We start from the raw sequence: 25,059 nt of genomic DNA on the forward strand, positions 1-25,059 counted from the left end.
CATCTTTTGTCTGATCGCTACAAGTGCTTTTGCGGTATTCATTTACAGTTATATAAGCTCTGTTTCTCTCGCGAAAGATCGAGTGTCTTGTTATAAATTCCTATTATTGTTATTTTTTATTTTTTTAATACTGCATCTGGTGGTATGGGAGCATTTTAAGTGGTGAAAAAAAATCAGGAAATTAATCTAAATGATATTCTTAATGAGCCCCTTGCAATTATTGGCATGAATTGTCAATTTCCTGGGATGGATTCAGATGTAGAAGACATTGATTCATTTTATTCAATGTTGCTTAAAGGACAATCACCGATTAAAGAAGTACCCAAAAACCGTTGGAATGTTGATGAGTATTATGATCCTGAGCGTGACAAAGCTGATAAAATAATTGGCCGCAAGGGAGGTTTTCTTAATAATCCGCAGTTATTTGATGCTTCTTTTTTTAAAATCGCCACTGTTGAAGCGAAACAAATGGATCCTCAACATCGACTTTTTTTGGAGGTGGCAATTCGCGCTTTGAATCACGCTAACCTTACACTTGGCTCACTTAGCAACTCAAATACAGGTGTCTTCTATGGCACGTCAGCCCAAGATTACAGTCAACTGAATTATAAAGACAATATTGAGTTTAATGCATACACTCAAATTGGGGCGGCAAATAGTGCCGCGGCAGGAAGACTCTCTCATTTTCTCAACTTAAAAGGACCAAGTTTGGCCGTGGATACTGCCTGTTCTTCTTCTTTATCCGCGCTTTGTCTTGCTGCTGGTTCATTAAGAATGGAGCAGTGTTCGCTGGCAATTGTTGGCGGGGTTCACCTGAATCTCTGTCCTGAAAATTTTATAGGCTTAACTAAAGCAAACATGTTATCAGCCCATGATCAATGCAGTAGTTTTGATATAAAAGCGGATGGTTTTGTACGCAGTGAAGGCTGTGGTGTTGTGATTGTAAAACGTTTAAGCGATGCGATTAAAGACAATAATACTATTTTTGCGGTAATAAAAAGTGTTGTTATGAATCAAGATGGGGATGATGGTACAGTATTAGTGGCACCAAATATTAAGGCTCAAATTGCACTTCATCAAGAAGCATTAGCCCAGGCTCATGTGACCGCAGGTGATATCGATTATCTGGAAGCTCATGGAACAGGTACTATTGTGGGTGATTCGATTGAATTTAATGCAATCCAACAGGTACATCAAAATCTGCATTCTGAAGAGAAACCTCTGATTATCGGGGCATTAAAGAGTAATGTAGGTCATAGTATCGCCTCATCAGGAATTGCTTCACTGATTAAAGTGATTTGTGCTTTACAGTATGAAAAAATTCCTCCAAACCTACATTATTCAAAACCAAATCAAGCAATTAATCCACAGAAAATACCTGCATTATTCCCAACTCAAGAAATGGAATTTAAAAAGCTTGAAAATAAAAAACGCTGTGTACAAGTATCTAATTTTGGTTTTAGTGGTACTAATGTGAGCGTGATTATTGAGGAGGCAGATAATACAGTAAGGTCAGAAAGCATAGATGATGACCAACCCAAGTGTTTTGTTATTTCAGCGAATAGTGAGTCCTCGTTGAAGCATATGATAACCAATTATGTCTCCTATCTTAAAAATACTTCGGCTTGCTTGAAGGATATTTGTTATACGCTAATTGATTGTCGGGACCATTTCAAATATCGCTGCGCCATCATTGCGAGTGACAAGAATGCGTTGATCAAAAAGATTGAGTCCCAGGATTATGAATTACACAAAGTAACTGTCAAAAAAGATGAGAAAGAAATAATTCCTGATGCTCAGAACATTTATGAAACTTATCTCGCTGGATTTAATATTAAAATAGCCCCAAATGCCCTTCCATATTATAAGGTAGATTTGCCTCTGTATCATTTTGATAGAAAATCGTATTGGCATGAGTCAAGGGTAAAAAACGTACCCGCTGAATTGCAACAACAATCCAGGGAGCAACAAGTTGAAATCATCAAAAATCAACTGGCTGCAAAAATACAAACGCTTCTAAAAAGAGAACATATTGATGAATATGAAGATTTCAGTTCTCTAGGATTGACTCAAGAACTACTCGGAGAACTTGATCAAAGCATTTATGAAACGTTTTCTTATAAAATATCGACCCCAGCTTTTTTAACGGTGGATAAACTTGCAAGACATTTACAACAGATCCTGTTGCCAGATCCGGTTGTCCGCCAACCCACCGTCAACGTTCTTAATAATGAACCTATTGCTATTATAGGCATGAGTTGTCGTTTTCCCAAAGCCACAAATATTGATGAATTTTTATCCCTTTTAGAACGAGGGGAAAGCGGTATGGTCGATATTCCCTTAGATCGTTGGGATAATGAAAAATTTTATGATCCCGATGTGAATGCTCTAGGGCGACTTTACATCAAACAACTTGGACTTATAGAGCACATCAGAAATTTTGATGCTGAGTTCTTTAATATTAGTCCACGCGAAGCCAAACTGATGTCACCACAGTTACGTGTGTTTTTAGAAACAAGCTACCATGCTTTAGAGAATGCGAATCTCCCTCTGACTAACATAAAAGACAGTAAAACCGGTGTCTTTGTCGGTGTTGGCACGAACGAGTATCCACGGCTTTTAGCAGGTTTAGGCGTGGGGTTGGATGATCTAAATATTTATTTCGCTACGGGAAATGTGTTGAATGCAATTCCTGGACGAGTGGCTTATGCTTTTGATTTTCATGGCCCGATACAGGCAATTGATACGGCATGTTCTTCCTCTATGACTGCAATTCATGATGCGTGTGTGAGTTTACAGTCTGGTGATTGTGATATGGCCTTAGCGGGCGGTGTCAATATTTTACTTGCTCCTGATTCAAATATTACCCTTTCAAAAGCAAGAATGTTATCTCCTGAAAGTCGCTGTAAGACATTTAGTGAAGATGCTGACGGTTATGCGCGTAGTGAAGGATGTGGTGTTATTGTTTTAAAACGTTTAAGTACCGCTCTCAAGGATAGGGACACGATTCTTGCAGTCATTAAAGGGACTTCAATTAACAGTGATGGTAAGAGCGGGGGCTTTACGGTTCCTAATGGGATTGCGCAAGAAGAAGTAATACGGAGCGCACTTGCGAAAGCAAATCTTTCCCCGGCTGATATTGATTATATCGAAGCGCATGGCACAGGCACACCACTTGCTGATCCTATTGAAGTGAATGCGCTCACTAAAATTTTTAGTGAAGCCCACAGTCAAGAAAATCCGCTTTACATCAGCTCAGTTAAAACAAATATAGGCCATTCAGAAAGTGCTTCGGGCGTGGCAGGAGTGATTAAAACAGTTTTAAGTTTACATACACACCAATTCTTTAAACACCTTAATTTTAAGAAATTAAATCCACAAATTGAGCTAAAAAATACAATTATTCCATTAAGTACTATGGATTGGCATAAACAAAAAGGGTTAAGGTGCGCGGGTGTCAGTTCATTTGGATTTAGTGGTGCCAATGCGCATGCTGTCTTACAAGAAGTGCCGCTACGAGAGGTAGAGTCTCGTATTTTACCGCAAGAGTCTTTGTTATTGATTTCAGCAAAAAGCAAAACTGCTCTTGAGTTACTTTTGACAAGTTATCAAAAATTCTTAGCAAGCACTGATAAAGAGTTTGCCGATATCTGCTATACCGCAGCAACATGCCGCAATCATTTCTTATTTCGAGTAGCAGTCAAAGCAAAAACCGCAAAAGAAGCTGCATCTTTTCTTGAACAAAATGAATATAAGATTTATCAAATCAAAAAAGAAAAAAACACTCCTTTATTTTTGCACCAATCAATGGCATTGGAGCAATTACAGACTGCATATCAAGATGGGGTCAAGATTGATTGGTTTCATTATTATAATACTCTTGCAGCAGGATTAACGTCTGAACATACCCGAGATAAGGACAATGAAGAAACAATTTTTGGGGATAATTTTTTTCTAAAAGTTAAGTTGCCTTTATACGAGTTTGATCGTGAAGAACATTGGTTCGAAACAAAAGATAAGTTAAAAGAGATAGCCATGCCTAAAGATTGGTGCTTCCAATTACAATGGCAGCATCAATCTTGTACTAAAAATCAGCGTAAAATCCAGGGCAATCACTGGTTGCTTCTCGGGGCGAAACATCTCGCATCCAGTTTCGAAGCCCAGGGGTTATCTGTGGTTTTTGAAGAGGATAATTATCCCTTAGAGAAACTCACTGGGGTTCTATTTGCAATGGGTTTGGATTTTCCTATAGACAACGATATTGAATCCAATGTTACTTTTCAAAAAAATACATTAAAAAAATTATTAACTTTGATCAAAGAGCTAAATGAGAAATCCATTAAATTACAGCTCATTGTGCTTACTACAAATGCAATTACTGAACTTGCTTCCGGCACACTTAATTTAAGTAATAGCTCTTTGATTGGATTTTGCCGTACTTTGGTATTAGAGCTACCTCAATTTCATACGATACTTATTGATTCTGAAAAAACGGATGATGAAGATTATATTGCGCAAGTCATTGATGAAATAAATTATAATGATGATCCCTATTACGAGCATATTGTTGCCTATAGAGATAAGAAACGATTCATTGCACGTTTGAAAAAAAACAAATTAGTAGACCGACGGCGTTCGCTTTATGGTGAAGGACGTTATTTGATCACGGGTGGTTGTGGTGGTTTAGGTTTGGTAACCGCACAAGCATTACTTTCCTCCGGAGCAAGAGAAATTATTCTTACTTCAAGAAATGTAAATAAACCTGCAATAGAAGAAGCAATAAAAAAATTAAAATACAATTATACAGGAAGGACAATTCGTGCGATCAGTTTGGATATTACCGATAAAGAAAAACTACAGGCTATGCTTTTAGAGCTGAATAGTGATGGTTTACTCAAGGGAATTATTCATGCAGCTGGTGCCGCGGTTAAAGCACCATTAATTGAACATACCGATAATGATGTGGATTATTTGTTTTCTGCCAAAGTACTGGGCGGATGGTATTTACATGAACTGAGTCAAAACATTAATTTGGATTTTTTTGTCGTTTATTCTTCGATTTCATCAGTATTTGGTAGTAATAGGGAGTCAGTATATAGTGGCACAAATAGCTTTTTGGATGCGTTAATTGCTGAGCGACAGCGTCTAGGCATGGTGGGTGTAGCAATTGATTGGGGGCCTTGGGGAGAAGTGGGCATGGCAAAGAAGCGCTCACAAGATCAAGGTCTAAAGCAATCCTTAATTAGCAATGAGCAAGGTCATGCTTTTATTAAAATTCTCATCAATGAGCAGTTGAGCCATGCGGCCATTATTTCACCTGACTACCTCAAGTTTATGCTTGATTTTGTTCCCAAACCATTGCCTGCTTTTCATCAGTTTCTGGAGAATAATCTTATTGGTGTAAGTCATATATCGGATCAAAATTTATCAGCATGGCTTAATGATTATCTGGAGGTGAATGCAGAAAATCGATTGCAAGTGTGTAACGAAATGGTAACTAGCATTTGTAAAGAAATTCTTGAGATATCAGATGCTGAGGATTTGGATGAGAATGAAGGATTTTTTGAACTTGGGTTTGACTCACTGATGATTACAGAGCTGGCTACCAAGCTTAAGGAAAACTTAGCGCCAACACTTAAAGTAACTGCCACTATTGGCTTTGATTATCCATCGATTAATAAACTTGCTCAATATATAGAATCTGAACTGGATAAGAATTTAATTAAAAAGCAAGCGCCTAAATCTAAAGTAGAAAAAATAGATGATTCAATTGCTATTATTGGTATGAGCTGTAATTTTCCTAATGCCCCAGATATCGCTGCTTTTGAGGCATTGCTCGAAGAAGGGCGAAGTGGTATGAGAGAGATTCCCATTGAGCGTTGGGATAATAAGACATATTATGATCCCAATATGGATGCTCCAGGAAAATCATATGTCAAGAAACTGGGATTAATTACAAATATCAAAGGTTTTGATGCCAATTTTTTTGGAATTAGTCCTCGTGAAGCCAAGTTGATGGAACCGCAACAACGAATATTTTTAGCGTGTTCGTACCATGCTCTAGAACATGCAAACTACACCCCTGAGAATTTACGTGGTAGCTTAACTGGCGTGTTTGCTGGGGTAGGTCCTAATGAATATTATGCCCAACTCGAAAAGTCAGGTTTTTCTAATGAAGAATTAAGCGTTTATTCTATTACAGGTAACGTCTCTAATCTTATTCCAGGACGAGTTGCCTACGCTTTTGACTTTAAAGGACCATCTATAAGTGTAGACACGGCATGTTCTTCATCGATGGTCGCAATTCATTACGCATGCCAAAGCTTAAAAAATAGGGAAGTCGATTATGCGTTAGCAGGTGGTGTTAACGTTTTATTAATGCCAGAATCCAATGTTACTTTATGTAAAGCGAAAGCGTTATCTCCGGATGGAGAGTGTAAAACTTTTGATGAACATGCAGACGGTTATGCTCGCGCAGAAGGGTGTGGTGTGCTTTTCTTAAAAAGACTGTCTGATGCATTACGTGATAAAGATACCATTTTAGCTGTCATTAAAGCCTCAGCGGTTAATAATGATGGGAGATCTGCAGGATTAACTGTTCCTAATGGGTTAAGCCAAGAAGAAGTGATGATGAAAGCCTTAAGTCAAACTGACTTATCCAGCAGTGATATCAGCTTTATTGAGGCGCATGGAACAGGCACTCCTTTGGGTGATCCCATTGAAGTCCATGCAATTAATAAAGTTTATGGAAAAGGACGCGGTCCAGATAATCCATTATATCTGGGCGCGGTCAAAACCAATATTGGCCATCTTGAGAGTGCTGCTGGGGTTGCAAGTATTATTAAAGCAGTCATCAGTTTGCAAAAGAAAAAAATTTACCCGCTTTTGAATTTTCAAAAATTAAATCCTCATATACATTTAGGTGAAACACGTCTTGCATTGCAAAAAATCGATTGGAATACTGATACTAAACCCAAATGCGCAGGAGTGAATGCATTTGGGTTTAGCGGGACTAATGCACATGTAATTTTACAAGAGTTTTCTGCCTCCCCGTTAACAGCTAATGGTATTCATGCTGTTGAAACTGACTCATATGTCACGCCCCACGGTTTATCCGCTGGATCCGGTAATCGTACACTCTCTATGGTGCCTGCGGATAAACCGCGGGAGGTACGCAGCGAATCACCATTAAAAGTGAGTAAGCCTCATCTGCTTGTTTTCTCAGCTAAGTCCCAAACTTCCTTAGATAATTTAGCTGAAACTTATCAACACTATTTGGCGACAACGACGGATGATTTTGGTGATATCTGCTTTACCGCCGCTACCTGTCGCGAACATCATAGTTATCGAGTTGCTCTAGTAGCCCAAACCGCTAAAGAGGCGAGCCAATTATTAGAGACTGCTCAGTTCAATGAGGCGCTTCATTTTAATGATTCAGCACTCAAATCAGTATTCAATCTTTATCTACAAGGCAAAGAGGTTGACTGGGTTTCTTATTATAAAGCTGCTGGCAACGGTTATGCTAAGGTCAATTTACCTTATTATCCATTTGATCTTGTTGAGTTTTGGGTTGAAAAAAAGTCTCCTCAAAATGCTTCTTTGGATGTCGTTCATCCTCTTTTAGGGCAAATGTTTTCTCTCCCTGGAAATGAATATTTATTTTGCAATAAACTGAATTTAGATCATTTTTCCTATATCCAGCAAAATTACATCTTTGATAAAGTTGTATTACCAGCAACTGCCTATATTGAATCAGGCTTGGCTGCCGCTAAATTAGTTTTAAAACGCAATGTTTTTTGTATTGAAAAGTTTCATATAGAACGTCCTTTATATCCTAAAATCGAACAAGAATTTCAGGTGCAAGTGAAACCCCAAAATGAGAGTCAATTCAAAATAAACATCTTTGCGAAACACGAGGACAACTGGCAATTATTTTCAGAAATGGAAATTGGTCTCGTAGCGCCATCGATACCTGGATCTGTTGATCTTGATACCTTAAAATCCTCTTTTGCTCGCCATATCAAATCGTTACAAATATATGAGTATTTTAAATCGCATTCTTATTTTTATGATGAAAAGCTTCATGTGTTACAAGAGACTTATATCGATAATGAAAACATACTTTCAAAAGTAGTATTACCAAAAACTGCTGATGCACAAAATTACTATTATCATCCTCTTTTGCTTGATGGGGCTATGCAAAGCATTTGGTTGTTTGTTATGAATCATGTTGCGCATTCAACTTATGTACCTTATACATTTGCGCGTATGATTACTTTTCAAGAAGCCCCTCGGAATGCTTGGATGCATCTCACGCAACGAGCCTCTGAAAATGAGAATGAACTTTGTTTTGATGTAAAATTTTATGATAACTCAGGATTACTGATTGGTGAGATAGAAAAGCTTAAATTACGAAAAGTTACTCGAGCACATTTCATTTCGTATGAACCTAATCTTCAACATCTTTATCATATTCGATGGAATACGCTTAAGTTTAATTTATCGGTGCAAACAGAAATTCCCGAACTCTTGGTGATTGCCTCTGATCCTGTCCACGCCAAAAAAGTGCTTGCTGATCTTAATTATCAATTCATAGACAATCTCAATGAGATAAAAAATATTGAAAACAAGAACATTGTTTTCTTGTATCATCAAGACCAATTCAATGCCTTATTTCATTTGTGCCAGAAATTATTTAAGTTACGGCCCAATAGTTTTATTTTGGTCACAGAAAATGCTTATGCGATTGATGAGAAGGACAAAGTTAATCCCTATCATACTATGGCGAGTTCTTTTTGGAAAACCTTTAGCAATGAACTTGAGCTCAATAAAAATTATATTGTTGATTTGGATGCCAAGAGTACTTTGTCCACTATTCTAAACATTTTATTCTCAACGAATAATGCAGAAAATCAATTTGCAGTTAGAGATTCCGTTTATATTCCAAGACTTAAGAAAATGCAGTTGCCAACGAACCTCACTCCAGAGCAAATGTTATTTAAAAGTGATGCGAGTTATTTGATCACAGGCGGAACAGGTGGTTTGGCACGATTATTAATTGAGTACCTCATGTATCGAGGGGCCCAACATATTATTATTACAAGCAGATCCGAATGCCCAGACTCTATAAAGGAATTGATTAATCGAGCTCGAAAGAAAAATATATTTATTCAGCATTATCAAGCGGATGCCAGTAATTATCAGCAAATGGAAAAAGTTATTGCTGAGATTGAGCAAGGTCCATACCCATTACAGGGAATATTTCATCTTGCAGGTAGGGTGCAAGATGGTCTCTTAATCAATTTAAGTGATGAGGAGATGCAGCCCGTATTAAGCGCGAAAATGGATAGTGCTTTAATTTTGCATCAATTAACCCAAGAAATTCCTTTGGATCTGTTTGTGCTGTTTTCATCATCAGCCTCGGTATTAGGGGCACGAGGACAAGCAAATTATGTTGCAGCCAATGGATTCTTGGATGGACTGGCTTATTTAAGGCGACAACAAGGATTACCTGCCATCGCTATAAATTGGGGGCCTTTTGATGCTATAGGGATGACTGCTAATTTATCACAAGCAATACAACAGCGTGGATTTACTTCACTGGATAAATCCAGTATCGATATTCTTGATGTTTTATTAAAAAGTCAGTTGGTGCAAATTGCTGTATGTCCTATTAATTGGGAAATTTATTTTAAATTTGTACCTAAACAACCTTGGTTGTCTGACCTGGTTAAGAATACTCCAGTGGATCAACATTTTTTAAATGTTTTGCGTCAGCATACTCAAGAAGAATCTATGGCATTATTAGGCCAATCCTTGCGAGAAATTGTTGCTGATGTTTTAGGGTTGGATACTATTGAGCAAATCAAAATTGATGATGGGCTATTTTCATTAGGATTGGATTCATTAATGGCGATTGAAATTAGAAATCGAATTCATGATAAATTGCAATGTCCTACGCTTAATTTGTCTATAGAGTATTTCATTAATAAACCAACGATACGTAAAATAGCAAAAAGCATTGTTGATGAGTTACAAAATTTCTTTAATTTTAATTATAAAACAGAGAGCCAACTTATTGAAAACTCACTGCAGGAAGCAGTTCCTTTATGTGATTTTCAATACGTATTTTGGGTGCTTAACAAACGAGAGTATCCTTATAATATAGGTACTCAATTACAGATCCAAGGTAAACTCAATAAAGAATATGTTGCTCAAGCATTTGATTATGTGGTTAAGAGAAATAGTACATTTTGGTTGAACTTTAATAAAGAAGAGCCGGTTCAAGTATTGAATAGGCAAGGTCGGTTTGCATTAATTTATAGAGACGTTTCTTTAGAGAGTGAACCTAAAGAGCTGAGTCATGAATTTCAAAAGAATATGCTGCGTGCAATTCCTTTAAGTGAGCAACCTTTAATTCGCGTTTATCTCTATAAGATAAATAGTGATTTACATGAATTACATATAGTGATACCTCATATTATCGTCGATGGCCCTTCATGTGATCTGGTATTGAGTCAATTCAAAACATGTTATGACATGCTGACTCAGGGAGAGGAGATAAGTATAGAGCCAGAAAGAGATTCTTTTCTTAATTATGTCAAAAAAAATAATTCTCTCTATGAAAAAAACTTAAATGAGAAAATTGATTTTTGGCGTGATTACAATAAAGCATTTAAAATGCTGTACTTGGGGCCCCAGTATTTCATGTCTACGGCCAGCCAGAAAAAATATTTATTCCATTATCCAATTGATTCTCGTCGAGCAGAACAATTTATTGAGTGGCATAAAACAAAAAATATGAACGTAAGCACAGGATTAATTGCAGTTTGCCATATTGCATTTTATAAATTGAGTCGTCAAAAAAATGTACCCTTTATCCAAATTCATAGTGGGAGGGAAGGGAGTCAGTATAATTCAATTGTGGGTTTGTTCTCTGAATATAAAAAAATAAATAGTGCTTTAAAGGAAGAGTATCGTTTTATTGATTTCATTAAAGCAATTGATGAGCAACAATTGAAAGCAGCCCCTTATCAAAAATGTTCTCATGTAATTAAAAATAATGAGTTTCAAGGAGCAGGATTGGCGATGACTCATTATTTACGCTATAAATGGAATAAGTTTTGGTTAACCAAACAATTTAAAGAAAGTAAGCTCGACTCGAAACTCATTGATTTTTATCTTAAGTATTTAAGTTGGGCGGAAGTGATTGATTACTCAACAACAATTAAACTGAAGCTGAACAAGTTATTTAAAACAAATATTCCTTTGCAAAAGCCAGAACGGTTAAGAGTATTGATTAATATCACGCCTTCTTTTTTTGGTAAGCCCAGTCATGATTTGGATGTTTCCTCTTTAAAATATCAGTATGCGAATCATTTTAGCAGCGAGGATCGTCCTACAAATAGCCATGTTCTTTGGATTTTATTTTCAAAAAATCAAAAAGGTGAATATCTATTTTCCATAAATGGTCCATTAACAACACAAGCTAAAGATCTCATCGCTGCTGAATTTAATCAGATTATTACTAAGCTGTTAGAAAATGATAAGTATACGATTGCTGATTTATGAGCTGGAAAAGAGAGTTTGGCGCAGCGAAGCATAATCAGTAGTTCATGATTCAGGTCTAATCCTTGGTTTTGTTGCACCAAGGCCTTTATTATGAGGCTATAATTCTTTTATATGATGGACCAAATAGGTATATGATCAATGAAAAATGGACCTAATGATCATGAACATCACCACCTAAAAAAGAATGAATCGGCAGATGAGCGTCAATCATGTCTTCATCACATGCATCAGCAAGATTTACCTGAAAGTGAAATTGCAATGGGTATGTTTACCTGTCCTATGCATCCTGAAATTCGTCAACCAGGCCCAGGAGTTTGTCCTCTGTGCGGTATGGCACTAGAGCGAGAAACGGTGTCTTTGGAAGGAGATAACTCTGAATATAAAGGCATGAAATTTCGGTTTTGGCTTGCATTGGTGTTGACCATCCCTGTATTTGTATTGGAAATGAGTGGACATATATTTTTTGATGTTCTCTCTGCAAATCAATCGGCATGGATTCAATTTATATTTGCAACTCCTGTTGTTTTTGGGTGCGGGTTAGTCTTTTTTGAGCGCGCGCTACAATCACTTAAAACACGCCACTTAAATATGTTTACTTTAATTGCTATGGGCATAGGTGTTGCTTGGATTTACAGTACCATTGTTTTGATGTTTCCAGGAGCATTTCCCATTGCATTTCGCAATAAAGGGTTAATCAATGTTTATTTTGAGGCAGCGGCAGTCATAACAACTCTTGTTCTACTGGGACAAATGTTGGAGTTAAAAGCACGAGAGCAAACTGGAGGCGCTATTCGAGCTTTATTGAATTTAGCACCCGAAAGTGCTCATCGAATTGATCCTAAAGGTAATGAGGAAGAAATAACACTCGACCAAGTTCGGGTTGGAGACAAACTACGAGTTCGACCTGGTGAAAAAATTCCTGTAGATGGAGAGGTCATTGAAGGACATAGTAACGTCGATGAGTCTATGGTTACTGGAGAGGCGATGCCAGTAAGTAAAGATGTGGGATCTAAATTGATTGGCGCAACAATAAATCAGAATGGCAGCTTTGTTATGAAGGCAGAACACATTGGCAGTGATACCATGCTTGCACATATTGTACAAATGGTTAGTGACGCACAACGAAGTAGAGCTCCCATTCAACGATTAGCTGACACGATTTCAAGTTGGTTTGTGCCAGGAGTCATTTTAATTGCACTAGTCGCTTTTTTAATTTGGTTTTTCATAGGCCCTCAGCCGGCATTTAGTTATGGTTTGCTCGCAGCGGTCTCTGTATTAATTATTGCCTGTCCTTGCGCATTAGGACTGGCAACACCCATGTCCATTATGGTGGGAGTGGGTAAAGGGGCTCAGAATGGAATCTTAGTTAAGAATGCTCTGGCACTTGAGCAGATGGAAAAGATTAATGTGCTCGTTGTGGATAAAACTGGGACGTTAACATTAGGACAACCGAAGTTAACACAAATTATCACCACTAAAGAATTTGAAGTGGATGAACTATTGGCTTTAGCGGCGGCTCTCGAGCTTCATAGTGAGCATCCTCTAGCCTATGCCATCATTGGTGCTGCCAAAGAAAAACAATTATCTTTTGCAGCCGTAACACATTTTGAAGCGCTACCAGGGAAAGGGATTCGTGGTCGTGTGAATGATTTGCAAATTGCTGTTGGAAGTATTCGGTTGATGCAAAAGTATCGTATGGAAGATGAGGCACTAATTCATCAAGCGGATGCGCTACGTTCCCAAGGTTCTTCGGTGATGTTTCTTGCTATAGAAGACCATGTCGTTGCTCTTTTAGCAGTAGCAGATCCGATTAAACCAAGCACGCCAGAGGCGATACGTGCGTTACAAAAAAGTAATATTGAGCTTTTTATGCTTACAGGAGATAGTCAGGCAACTGCTGAATCAGTAGCAAAGAGTTTAGGAATTAAAAATGTTGTTGCAGAGATTATGCCTGAGGACAAGCGTCGGATCGTGCATGAATTAAAAGAAAAAGGTTTCATCGTGGCAATGGCCGGAGATGGGGTGAATGATGCTCCAGCTCTAGTGGTTGCTGACATTGGTATTGCCATGGGAACAGGTACTGATGTTGCGATTGAAAGTGCGAGGATCACATTATTGCATGGTGATTTAAATGGCATCGTAAAAGCACATCATCTGTCTCAAGTGACTATGGAAAACATACGCCAGAATCTTTTTTTTGCTTTTATCTATAATGGATTAGGTATCCCTTTGGCAGCTGGGGTGCTTTATCCACTCACAGGATTACTTTTAAATCCTATTGTTGCAGCAATAGCAATGGCTTTAAGTTCTGTTTCAGTGATTATCAATGCCTTGAGATTGCGTAAAATGGTACTCTAATCCATTAGTATTATTGTATTTGCATATTTTACGACAAGGAACAAAGTATGGAAGCGTTTATAGTTTTTATTTTGTCAAATTTTACTTTGACGCTGTTTATTTTGAGCGTTATTTCTGCTGGTATTTCTATATTATTGCAAAAAAAACCTATGAGTAAAACAAAATACATCGATATTTTATTTGCATATTTTTTACTTTTTAATATCGGAATCAGTTTTATTTATAATTTTTTTGTACATGTTTTCTTTGGTGATATGGCTGCTGCTTTTATTGGTTGGAGCCAAAGCCCCTTTCAACTCGAAGTAGGATTTGCAAGTCTTGGATTTGGTCTTGTTGGTGTTTTAAGCTTTTGGGCCGGGTTAGGTTTTCGGGCAGCAACTATGCTTGCTCCTTCCATGTTTTTATGGGGGGCGGCAGGCGGTCATATTTATCAAATGATATTTGCCAATAATTTTGCGCCTGGTAATGCGGGAATTATTTTTTGGAGTGATATTTTTATTCCTTTAATTGGTCTTGCCTTATTGTACTTGCAATACAGGAGTCCTAATAGTTCTCGGTAAGAGATTTTATTTGAAATTTTACAAATTCCATTTTTGTGCCTATATTGAACAAATAAAATTAACTGTAAGGAGATAGTGTCATGGAATACAAATGTCATAAATGTGGTATGGCGGTAAAAAATATAACCTGCAGTAAATGTGATACATTATTAGTGGGTGATACTATAAAAACCGATGATGGCAAGATACAAGTAGCGAAGTGTCCTAACGGTTGTGGTCAAATCAAGTCACCCACATGTTGTGGTCACGATATGGTCGCTACGGTTTGATTTATAACAAAGCCATGGGTATCTTTTTTCATTGAATGCGTATGGGGATTTCTGGGAGCTTGCGTGAGCAGGGATTGATGGCTTGCTTTCTTTTGCTCAACCTACCTTTACTAGGCAATATTGGTGTTTGCTGATTTTTATCCTTACTAAGGTAGACCGGCATAAAGATGAATTTGTAGGTTGAGGATAAATCCATATCTCATACAATACTCTGCGGCGTATTCATGGTTACGTTGGTTTCTTTTCAGATCCAGGAGCCCAGACTCCCAAAAGCTAACCACTTCATTGATTTCAGAACGCTCAGCCATAGTGAGATCACGACCTTCATCACGCATGGCTTTAACACGCTGAGGTTCTTTTTGATAAATATTCATTGGGCTTATGAATATTTGTTTGTGCGTTTTTTTTGCCCATTCATGTGCCCATAAGGGAATGTCACTGTAGGGTGCATATTGATTGTCTTCAGGAGCTGAGATCACAAATTTCAAACAATCAGCCCGCTCTAACATTTTGGGATTGGGCTTTAGATAACGAATGACTTTACCTGCTTTTTCCAGGCATTTAGGGCTTACTACCAAAGTAGTGCTTTCAGGGAGAGCAGGTAGAGCAGAAATACCATTTGATTCAATTTGAGTCGATTGAAAATAAAGTTGAGCCATTTCTAAAAATGCAGATAAATTTTGTTGTAATGAAGGTTCTCCACCGGTAATTACTAGCACCATTTTTTTGGTAAGACCTTGTGCCCAAGAAGGAATTGATAAGCTACGGTTTTTGAAAAAATCTTCGATAACCTGGTCAGCCTCTTCCAGCAAAGAGTTGAAATTTCTCCATTCACCAGAATCAAAATAGGTATCACAAAATGAGCAAGCTAGATTGCATTTAGCCAGACGAATGAAGTAAGCTGGGTGCCCACGATACGGTCCTTCTCCTTGTAGCGTAAAAAAACGGCTTGTTACTAATAGTTCATTATGCTTTGCGGTATTAAAGAAGGCTTTTCCTACTCTGTGATTGAGTCCAAACATTGATTATGCGTTTTTGTGTAAAAATTTTACATAGCATAGCATCTTTACGTTGTAGTAAAAAGACTTCATTTGCTGCCATAAAGCTAATTTTACTGTTTATTATGGACTGAAATATGTCGTACGTGCATTAAACTTGAGATTTCTTTTAATTGTTTACAAAGTTGAGGAAGTGATTCCTTTGGACCAGAAAGATCAATAAGATTAATTGCTATTGACCCTCGAGATTTATTTTCCATTTGCTCTACATTATATTCCATTTTTGAGATTTTCTGGGTAATTTTACCTATTACTCCAGGGGTGTTTTGGTTAATAGTAAGTATACGGTGGCAATTAGGTATTTGCGCCGCTGCCAGCGATATATTTGGAAAATTAACCGAATATTCTATGCCGCCATGTTCTAGATAATTACAAATATTTCGAATAATCATTTCTGAAGCACTTTGTTCTGCTTCTTGAGTGCTCGCTCCCAAATGAGGGAAGCAGAGAACATTAGGATGATTTGCGAGGTTAATTGTTGGAAAATCAGTAATATAACCCATTAATTGATTATTATTTAATTGTTGTAAGATAGCGGGTTCGCTCACTATTTGTTCTCGGGAAAAATTCAGTAAAAGTGTATTGGGCTTTAATAGGACAATATTTTCTTCATTAATTAAATGCTGAGTCTCTACATTTAAAGGAATATGCAAAGTAATAATATCTGCATGAGTCAATAAGAGATTCATATCGGTAACTTTTTCAACTCCAGGCATAAGTGCTAAAGCATTATTCAAAGTCATGTTTGCATCAAATCCTAATACTTTCATACCTAAAGCTAATGCTGCATTAGCAACTTTTACGCCTACGTTACCTAAACCAATAACACCTAAAGTTTTACCTGAAATCTCATGGCCAATAAATTTCTTCTTTTTAGTTTCAATTTCTTGATCAAATAACCGGTTATTTGCTTTGGTTAAATCAGTAAGAAATGTCTGAGTTTGATCCAAATGTCTGTAACCCATAATCATCGCTGCCATCACTAATTCCTTTATGGCATTTGTATTTGCTCCAGGAGCATAAAACACCGGAATACCTTTTTTAGTCAGTGCTTCAACAGGGATATTATTAGTGCTTGTTCCAGCCCGGGCTACTGCCTTTAAGTTCTTTGAGAAAGGATGATTATGTAATTTATGGGAGTGTACCAAAATGACATCGGGATCTATGGGATTAAGACCTAATTGATAAAGATCAGGATGAAACAAACTCAAGCCTTGAAGAGATATATTATCAAGAACTTGAATCGTGAACATGTTTATCCTCCTTAATCAGAACAATAGAACTCTCAATCTCTTTTAATCCCCGCTTATAGTAAGCATAGTACTGCGGGGGTAATTGTTTCAACTCATCAACGGTTAGGCTGAGAGGAATTATTGGGTAAAAGCTGGTATTGGTGATATAGAACTTAGAATGATTTTTTACCCAGTCTTTGGGATTTAAGCCAGCGAAACCAATAAATCGAGTTACTTTATTTTGAGCCTCCCAATCACTCACTCCATCACCGACAAGCAAAGAGCGTTCACCTGGCTTAAGTTTCGAGGAAATTTCTATTGTTTTTCCATTGCCTTGAGTCATATTACTTTCTTCATCAAAGCCTTGATAATTTCCGCATTCATTGAAATATACGTCTACGGCAAGTACATGACTTGTAGGGATTCCTAACATTTGAGCAAATAAGTCTACCGATGTTTTAATGCCAGCAGAGATGATATACACCTTCTTATTTAAGAGATGGAGTAATTCAATCAGTTCAAATGCTCCTGGAGCAATATGTTGTTTATATTGGTTTGCCAATGCATGAATTTGCTTTAATGTGGGCTGAACATAATCCAAGCGTTGGCGGTAATCATGGGGAGTCATTCCGGTTTTCCCCATACATCGTGCTGTAATACGATGCACTTTTTCTGCAACGCCATTTAGCGTCGCTAACACATTAATCCCTTCAATAAGTGAAAGTGTGCCATCACAGTCAAAGAAAAAGACATCGATTGGCTCTTTTAAAGTCCAGGGATAAGTGTTTTGCATGGATGGTTAAATCCTCATTTTTACAATTTTTTTCAAGTACTTAAAGTAAGTAGATATAGGTGTACTATAATCTATTTATCAAGGAGATTCCAATAAAGGGTAATACTTGTCAAAGCCTAAGAAGAAAAAAAATCCTGTAATTACAAAGGATATTGTTGCTGGTGTGCTTTCTGGTTTTGTAATGGCAATTATTGCCATTGCCGTGAGTGCGTTGGTTTTTAAAGGGCGCTTGTCTCTATATCTTAGTTTAGGAATTAGTTGTATCTTCATTGGTTCAATTGTTGTTAATTTATTATGCTCTTGTTTTAGCTCCATTTCATTTAGTATCTCACGTCCTGAACCTGCGGTAGGTGCTATTTTGGCGATTGTATTCGCTCATATTGCTGCCCAGCCATTAACAGAAAAATCTCTTTTCTCTACCCTAATTGTCACCCTGATGTTGGTCTCTTTAATGGTAGGTTGCACCATGTTTTTTTTAGGTTACCTAAGACTCGGGCAAGCTGTCCGATTCTTGCCCTATCCGGTTTTAGGTGGGGTTATAGTAGGGAGTGCCTGGATTATCGCTCGTTCAAGTTTACGTCTTATTAGTCATGACCTCAGCATTCAAAGTACATTACATGCGCAGACAATCATACAATTAAGCCTTGCATTTGGGCTTGCTCTCTTATTACTTTTTTATAAACGATTTTGGGTATTGCCATTATCAGTAGTTCTGTTGTCGCTTTTGATTCAAATTTTTCTTTATCTTAATCAGGTGTCTCCTGCAGAAGCGATAAAATCAGGTTGGCTCCTTTCAACATTTACATCGACTTTTATTTTTAACGCGCTTGATTTTTCCATGCTCGGACAAATTGATTGGAATATTATTGTTCACCAGTTTGGCTATATAATGGGTTTAATTGGCCTTATTATTGTTTTATTACTTCTCAATATTAGTGGTATAGAAACAGCGGAAAAGCTAAATACGGATGTAGAGCACGAGCTAAAGATAGCTGGGATAGCTAATATTCTAGGAGGACTATTTTTTGCATTCCCTTGTAATTTATCACTTAGCGGCACACTATTTAACCGAAATGTGGGAGCAACAAGTCATATTTCAGGCATTATTGCAAGTGGTGTTTGTCTGGCTATTCTTTTTTTCAATTCCAGTATTATTTCCTATTTACCAATACCTGTAATAGTCGGTTTATTGCTTTCGATTGCTTTTAAGTTGATGCATGATTGGTTATATAATGGATGGTATGAACTACCGCATATGGATTATCTAATCCTTATCTCTATTGTATTCATTATTTCTATTTTCGGGTTTTTACCCGGTATTTTTATTGGGCTGGTTATTACTTGCATCAGTTTTGTAATTCGTTATGCAAAAATTGATGCCATTAAATATTCTATTACTGAGGACTATTACCACAGCAATGTTATTAGACCTTTTTATGAGCAAAAATGGCTCATGGAAAACGGTCATAAAATACTTATATTTAAATTACAAGGCTATCTTTTTTTTGGTAGTACTAAATTATTATTAGATCGCATAAGTCATTTAATTGCAGAAAAAAAGCAAAAATTTCAATTTTTAATTTTTGATTTTCAATTGGTTAATGGCCTTGATTCTTCTGCTAATTTCAATTTTATTCGCTTACAACAACTTATTCGTAGTATCAATTTAGAATTGATTTTTACTCATTGTTCTCAGTTTTTAATCGATCAGTTTTATAGGCAAAGAGTATTAAATAAGCATTCTAAGATTCTTTTGTTTCCCGATATTGATCAAGGGCTAGAATGGTGCGAGCAGGAACTGCTGAAACAACTTCCTCAAGAACTCAAACCAACCGGAAAATCGATTATTGTAAATACATTAAACCAGTTGATTCCCAATGAACATCAACAACAGTTTTTTGCTCAATATTTAGAGAAATTTGAAATAAAGGTTGGAGAGTATCTTTTTAGACAAGGTGAGCCGAGTGACTCCATTTGTTTTATTGAATCAGGAGAGGTATCTATTTTTTTAAAATCAAATGATAGAGAAATTCGCCTCGCTAAAAGTGGCGCAGGAACAATTATTGGTGAAATAGGGTTTTATTTAGGTACTTCACGTACTGCCTCAGTACGTGCGGAGAAGGAGTGTTCTTTTTATAAATTAGCACAAAATGCTCTTATAGATTTTGAAAAATTATATCCTGAAGCGGCACTTATTTTTCATAAAAAAATTAGCGCCACATTAGCACAACGCTTAACGCAAGCGAATTACTTAATTCAAATATTAAGTATGGAGGACTAAATAATGCCTCGATTAGTTTGCTTCAGTCTATAATTGGAATAATCAAGGGAATGAAAAAGGAATAGTTATGAATACCTTAACTACTGGTATGGAACATTCTGTGTCAATTCCAAGCAAAAATGTCTATCTTAAGGGGCTCTTGAGGATACCTGAAGAGGCTAAAGGAATTATTCTCTTTGTACATGGTAGTGGTAGTAGTCGATTTAGTAGACGTAATCAATATGTGGCAAGTATTTTGAATCAAGGAAAATATGCAACGCTGCTCTTTGATTTACTCACCTCACAAGAGGATCTTATTGATGAGGTAACCCGTGAATTTCGGTTTGATATTCATTTATTGGCTTCGCGCCTTATTACGGTGGCTTATTGGTGCATCAACGAATTGGCTCCTTATCAGTTTTCTATTGGTTTGTTTGGCGCCAGTACTGGCGGAGGTGCTGCTCTTGAAGCAGCTGCTCAAGAACCTCAGCTATTTAAAGCAATTGTATCGCGAGGTGGTCGACCCGATTTAGCTGGAAATTATTTACTTCAAGTCAAAGCACCTACGTTACTGATTGTTGGTGGTAATGATGAGGTGGTTATAGGGCTAAATCAACACGCAATGTCCCAAATGCACTGTACCACTCGATTGGAGATAGTTCCTGGAGCAACCCATTTGTTCGAAGAACCTGGAACGTTACAGGAGGTGGCGATTTTAGCGCAAAAATGGTTTGACCAGCATTTTACTGCATCATGTAAGTTAAAGTAATGTCAGATACTCTAAGGAGATTTTTATGAGTGAGGATGCATTGCAAAAATTACTTGATGAACTCAATCATTCAGCAATACCACTGGAGGAGCAAAGCGAAGATTATGCGGCTGTAATAAAGCAAATTGGAGCTGCCCGCTTTGTCATGATTGGAGAAGCGTCTCATGGGTCTCATGAGTTTTATCAGGCACGCATTAACGTATCCCAACGTCTCATTAAAGAACATGGTTTTATGGCCATAGCGATTGAAGGGGATTGGCCTGATGTATATCGAGTTCATCGCTATTTGCAAGGAGATGGAAATGCAAATCAGAGCGAATGTTCTCTTGCTGCATTTAAACGTTTTCCACCCTGGATGTAGCGTAATACAACATTGCCTCCATTTCTCGAATGGTTACGTAACCACAATGATGATTTACCTCCAGCACAAAAAATCGGATTTTACGGGTTAGATTTATACAGTTTAAACGCGTCTATGCAAGCGGTGATTGATTTTTTAAATAAAGTTGATCCTCAAGCTGCAACACGGGCAAAACAACGTTATGCGTGTTTTGATCATATGCATCAGGATCCGCAAATGTATGGTTATTTAATTCAAGCCGGAGTTAAAAAATCATGTATTCATGAGGCAATCACCCAGCTTATTGATTTACAGCATCACGCATTTGATTATGTACATCGGAATGGGATAGCGACGGAAGATGAATATTTTTTTGCAACTCAAAATGCACGGCTAGTAAAAAATGCAGAAAATTATTATCGTTCCATGCTTGAAGGCAGGGTTTCGACATGGAATATTCGTGATCGTCATATGGCCGAAACGCTTAATGTATTGGCGGATCATTTGGAAACACGCTTCAATAAACCCGCTAAAATAATCATTTGGGCTCATAATTCACACATTGGTGATGCTCGAGCAACTGAAATGGGCGAACGGAACGAATTTAATCCTGGTCAGTTAGTGCGAGAACAATATGATAATCACTCTTATTCCCTTGGTTTTTCAACCTATGAAGGAACCGTAAGGGCAGCATCAGATTGGGGCGGAGCCGGGCAGAAAAAACAGGTAACACCTGGCCTTCCTGGAAGTTATGAGCATCTTTTTCACCATGTCAAATATGAAAATTTTTTCTTAAGCTTATTAAAGCAGGAGAAATTAGAGCATTATCTAAAAATTCCACGGTTGCAAAGGGCTATAGGTGTGATTTACCGCCCAGATACGGAGCGCTATAGTCATTATTTTTTTACAAAATTACCGTATCAGTTTGATGGTTTAATCCATTTTGATAAAACAAGTGCAGTGCAACCCCTCAAATGAATAATTATTTAATGTTCAGTGCAATTAAATCTTTTTCATTTAGGGTTTCTTTTTGGAGTAACAACTGTGCCCCTGTTTCCAAAGATTTAATATGTTTTTTAATCAAATCTACGGCATCATCAAATGCGGATTGGATTATTTTACGAACTGCTACATCAATCTCACATGCGGTTTTATCGCTAAATTCTTGTTCATTATGTCCCATAGGTAATTCCAAGAAAGAAGAGGGTTCTTTTTGATAGGTTACTGGGCCAAGGACTTTGTCCATGCCATAACGCATAACCATGCTTCGAGCAATATCAGTGGCTTTGGCAAGATCGTCTGCCGCACCGGTTGAAAAGCGATCAAAAATAATAAATTCTGCTGCTCTTCCACCTAGAAGCACTTTCATTTTATTTTTTAACTCCTCTTCAGTCATGAGATAACGATCTTCGGTAGGGCGTTGAATCGTATAACCTAAACTTCCAATTCCTCGTGGAATAATTGAGACTTTATGAACTTGATCTACATTGGGTAATGAAAGAGCAACTAAAGTATGCCCCATCTCATGATAGGCAACTATTTTACGTTCGTTGGGATTAAGTAATCGGTTCTTTTTCTCCAAACCTGCTACTATGCGTTCTATCGCGTTCGTAAAATCATCCATGCTTACAGAATCAGCATTATGGCGGGTTGCAAGCAGTGCTGCTTCATTAACAAGATTTGCTAAATCAGCGCCAGAAAAGCCTGGAGTTAATGCAGCAATTTTTTCGGGATCAACATCTGGTGCTTGTTTTATTTTTTTCAAATGTACCTGAAGAATCTCTATTCTGCCTATTTTATCCGGCCGATCGACCAATACGTGGCGATCAAAGCGTCCGGCTCGTAATAAGGCGGGATCAAGGATTTCTGGACGGTTTGTTGCAGCAAGAAGTATAAGTCCTTCGCTGGGATCAAAACCATCCATTTCCGAAAGTAATTGATTTAACGTCTGTTCCTTTTCGTCATGCCCACCACCAATGGGATAGGCACCGCGTGCTCTGCCCAAAGCATCAAGTTCATCGATAAAAATAATTGCTGGGGCTGCTTCTCGGGCATGGATAAAAAGATCGCGAACTCGTGCAGCCCCTACCCCAACAAACATTTCTACAAATTCTGAACCATTAATAGAAAAAAAAGGCACTCCCGCCTCGCCAGCAACAGCGCGTGCCAGTAATGTTTTTCCTGTTCCAGGAGGACCAACCAAGAGAACTCCTTTAGGTATATGAGCTCCTATTCGTGTATAATGTTGGGGATTTTTGAGGAATTCGACTACCTCCATTAGTTCTGTTTTTGCTTCATCTACGCCCGCAACATCTTGAAAAGAAACATGCGTTTTTTTTTCCATATATACTTTAGCTTTGCTTTTCCCTACATCTAATACGCCACCTGCAGTTGAGCTCATGCGTTTTATTAAAAAGCCCCAGAGAATGAAGAAAAGCAGCGCAGGAATAACCCAAGATAAGATGAGGGTTAGCCATTTATTCTCGGCCTCCCCATTAAATGTTACTTTTGCTGTCTCTAAATTACTAATAAGGGAAGGATCATTGATGCGGACTGTCGTAATTTGATGTTCTTTGCTGCTCGAATGCTCAATTTCTTTTATTTTTTCTTTGGGGAGCAATCCATCCAGGGCCTCTGTTTTCACATTTGCAGTAATATAGCTTTCGCTTAATAAGACATTATCCAACTTATCTGCCTTCAAAAGCTTTATAAAATCACTGTAGGCGACATCAACCGGGCTTGGTGCGAAAAAAAAATTTTGGATGAGGAAGATAAGCCAAAAAATCATCAGAACATACCATAGTGAAAACTGCCATTCCTTATTTTCCACCACCATCTCCTGATTTTAAGACATTTAAGATTCCTTAATTCTATAATTTAGTATATACAGCACCGAATGAATTATCATGCGATTGATAAATAAACTTGCTTTTTTATTCAATGACGCGATGATCGGGAGCGGTATTACACTTAGTAATACAAATTTAGAAGAAATTTCATGATACTAAAACAATTTTTGCTTCTTCTCTTTCTGATTCTTTTAATGTTCCTAATTGCGTATTTCTTGCAACGCCATTTTATTTATTTCCCTGATGAAGAAAAACCTCATCCGAAAGATTTTCAAGCCCAAGATATGGAAGTGGTTCAAATACATGAAACTGGCGGACTTATTCTGCATTCCTGGTACAAGCGGCCTACGCATAATAACCCGACGATTTTGTATTTGCATGGAAATGGGGGGCATATTGGCTATCGTATGAGTTTGGTACGTCAATTTCTTTCAGAAGGATTCGGCGTACTATTACTTGAATACCGGGGGTATGGAGGAAATCCTGGCAGCCCAACAGAAGCAGGACTTTACCAGGATGGTGGCGCAGCAATTCAATTTTTATACCAACAGGGTATTCAAGGGAATAATATGATACTTTATGGTGAGTCTTTGGGTACTGGGGTTGCAACTCAATTGGCTACTGAGTTTCCGATTTGTGCTTTGGTATTACAATCACCCTATACATCACTCACTGCTTTAGCCCGATATCATTATTTTTGGTTACCCATTCCTTTAATCGATAAATATGATTCTTTATCACGTATTCAAAAGATTCATGTACCCACCTTAATGTTGCATGGTCAACTAGATGAGGTTGTTCCTTATAGTCAGGGTTTAACTCTTTTCAAATTTGCAAATCAACCAAAGAAATGGGTCGCTTTTCCCGATAAAGGACATCAAAATTTGTGGGACGCTCGTTTTGCTTGCGTCGTGAGCCAATTTATCCATTCTTATTGTCATCATTAAAATTAAAGCTTAGGGTCTGTTGACAATTCACCTGCCGCCTACGTGCCGCTTCT

The 25,059-nt window shown here is 37.6% G+C and carries 11 protein-coding genes and 1 pseudogene; 8 read left to right on the forward strand and 4 right to left on the reverse strand.

Going from position 1 to position 25,059, the window contains the following annotated elements:
- Positions 1-159 precede the first annotated feature (159 nt).
- The 4 genes from EL220_RS03535 to EL220_RS03550 all read left to right on the forward strand — a co-directional run bounded on the left by EL220_RS03535 (position 160) and on the right by EL220_RS03550 (position 14,758).
- The gene (locus EL220_RS03535; RefSeq protein WP_027271492.1) at positions 160-11,571 is read left to right on the forward strand and encodes an SDR family NAD(P)-dependent oxidoreductase; all 11,412 of its coding nucleotides are present in this window, start codon (positions 160-162) and stop codon (positions 11,569-11,571) included.
- Between the two features lie 138 nt (positions 11,572-11,709).
- On the forward strand, positions 11,710-13,929 hold the full coding sequence (locus tag EL220_RS03540; protein ID WP_027271493.1) for a copper-transporting P-type ATPase: 2,220 nt from the start codon (positions 11,710-11,712) through the stop codon (positions 13,927-13,929).
- Between the two features lie 47 nt (positions 13,930-13,976).
- A complete protein-coding gene (locus tag EL220_RS03545; protein WP_027271494.1) occupies positions 13,977-14,489 on the forward strand; it encodes a DUF6790 family protein in 513 nt (170 codons plus the stop codon).
- Positions 14,490-14,569: 80 nt separating this feature from the next.
- Complete coding sequence (locus tag EL220_RS03550; RefSeq protein ID WP_027271495.1) at positions 14,570-14,758, forward strand: hypothetical protein; 189 nt, start codon at positions 14,570-14,572, stop codon at positions 14,756-14,758.
- A 146-nt stretch (positions 14,759-14,904) separates the two neighbouring features.
- Here the strand turns inward: EL220_RS03550 and EL220_RS03555 are convergent, their stop codons facing one another.
- The 3 genes from EL220_RS03555 to EL220_RS03565 all read right to left on the reverse strand — a co-directional run bounded on the left by EL220_RS03555 (position 14,905) and on the right by EL220_RS03565 (position 17,841).
- Complete coding sequence (locus EL220_RS03555) at positions 14,905-15,780, reverse strand: 7-carboxy-7-deazaguanine synthase QueE (protein ID WP_027271496.1); 876 nt, start codon at positions 15,778-15,780, stop codon at positions 14,905-14,907.
- An 89-nt stretch (positions 15,781-15,869) separates the two neighbouring features.
- A complete protein-coding gene (locus tag EL220_RS03560; protein ID WP_027271497.1) occupies positions 15,870-17,069 on the reverse strand; it encodes a 3-phosphoglycerate dehydrogenase family protein in 1,200 nt (399 codons plus the stop codon).
- On the reverse strand, positions 17,047-17,841 hold the full coding sequence (locus EL220_RS03565; protein ID WP_027271498.1) for an HAD-IB family phosphatase: 795 nt from the start codon (positions 17,839-17,841) through the stop codon (positions 17,047-17,049). The genes EL220_RS03560 and EL220_RS03565 overlap by 23 nt, the downstream gene beginning before the upstream one ends.
- Positions 17,842-17,947: 106 nt before the next feature.
- On the opposite strand from EL220_RS03565, the gene EL220_RS03570 reads away from it, so the two are divergent.
- The 3 genes and pseudogenes from EL220_RS03570 (at position 17,948) to EL220_RS03580 (ending at position 22,188) form a co-directional block, all read left to right on the forward strand.
- Positions 17,948-20,122 carry a SulP family inorganic anion transporter gene (locus EL220_RS03570; protein WP_027271499.1) on the forward strand — a complete coding sequence of 725 codons (2,175 nt, stop codon included), beginning with the start codon at positions 17,948-17,950 and terminating at the stop codon, positions 20,120-20,122.
- A 67-nt stretch (positions 20,123-20,189) separates the two neighbouring features.
- Complete coding sequence (locus tag EL220_RS03575) at positions 20,190-20,870, forward strand: dienelactone hydrolase family protein (RefSeq protein WP_027271500.1); 681 nt, start codon at positions 20,190-20,192, stop codon at positions 20,868-20,870.
- Between the two features lie 232 nt (positions 20,871-21,102).
- Positions 21,103-22,188, forward strand: a pseudogene (locus EL220_RS03580) (erythromycin esterase family protein).
- A gap of 4 nt (positions 22,189-22,192) precedes the next feature.
- Here the strand turns inward: EL220_RS03580 and ftsH are convergent.
- Positions 22,193-24,046 (reverse strand): ATP-dependent zinc metalloprotease FtsH, encoded by a 1,854-nt coding sequence (gene ftsH, locus EL220_RS03585; protein WP_035906188.1) that lies wholly within the window; start codon positions 24,044-24,046, stop codon positions 22,193-22,195.
- Between the two features lie 162 nt (positions 24,047-24,208).
- Between ftsH and EL220_RS03590 the strand changes: the two genes are divergently transcribed.
- Positions 24,209-25,006 (forward strand): alpha/beta hydrolase, encoded by a 798-nt coding sequence (locus EL220_RS03590; RefSeq protein ID WP_035906189.1) that lies wholly within the window; start codon positions 24,209-24,211, stop codon positions 25,004-25,006.
- Positions 25,007-25,059: the final 53 nt, after the last annotated feature.

This window comes from Legionella sainthelensi (assembly GCF_900637685.1).
In the GTDB taxonomy this organism is placed as follows: Bacteria; Pseudomonadota; Gammaproteobacteria; order Legionellales; family Legionellaceae; genus Legionella; species Legionella sainthelensi.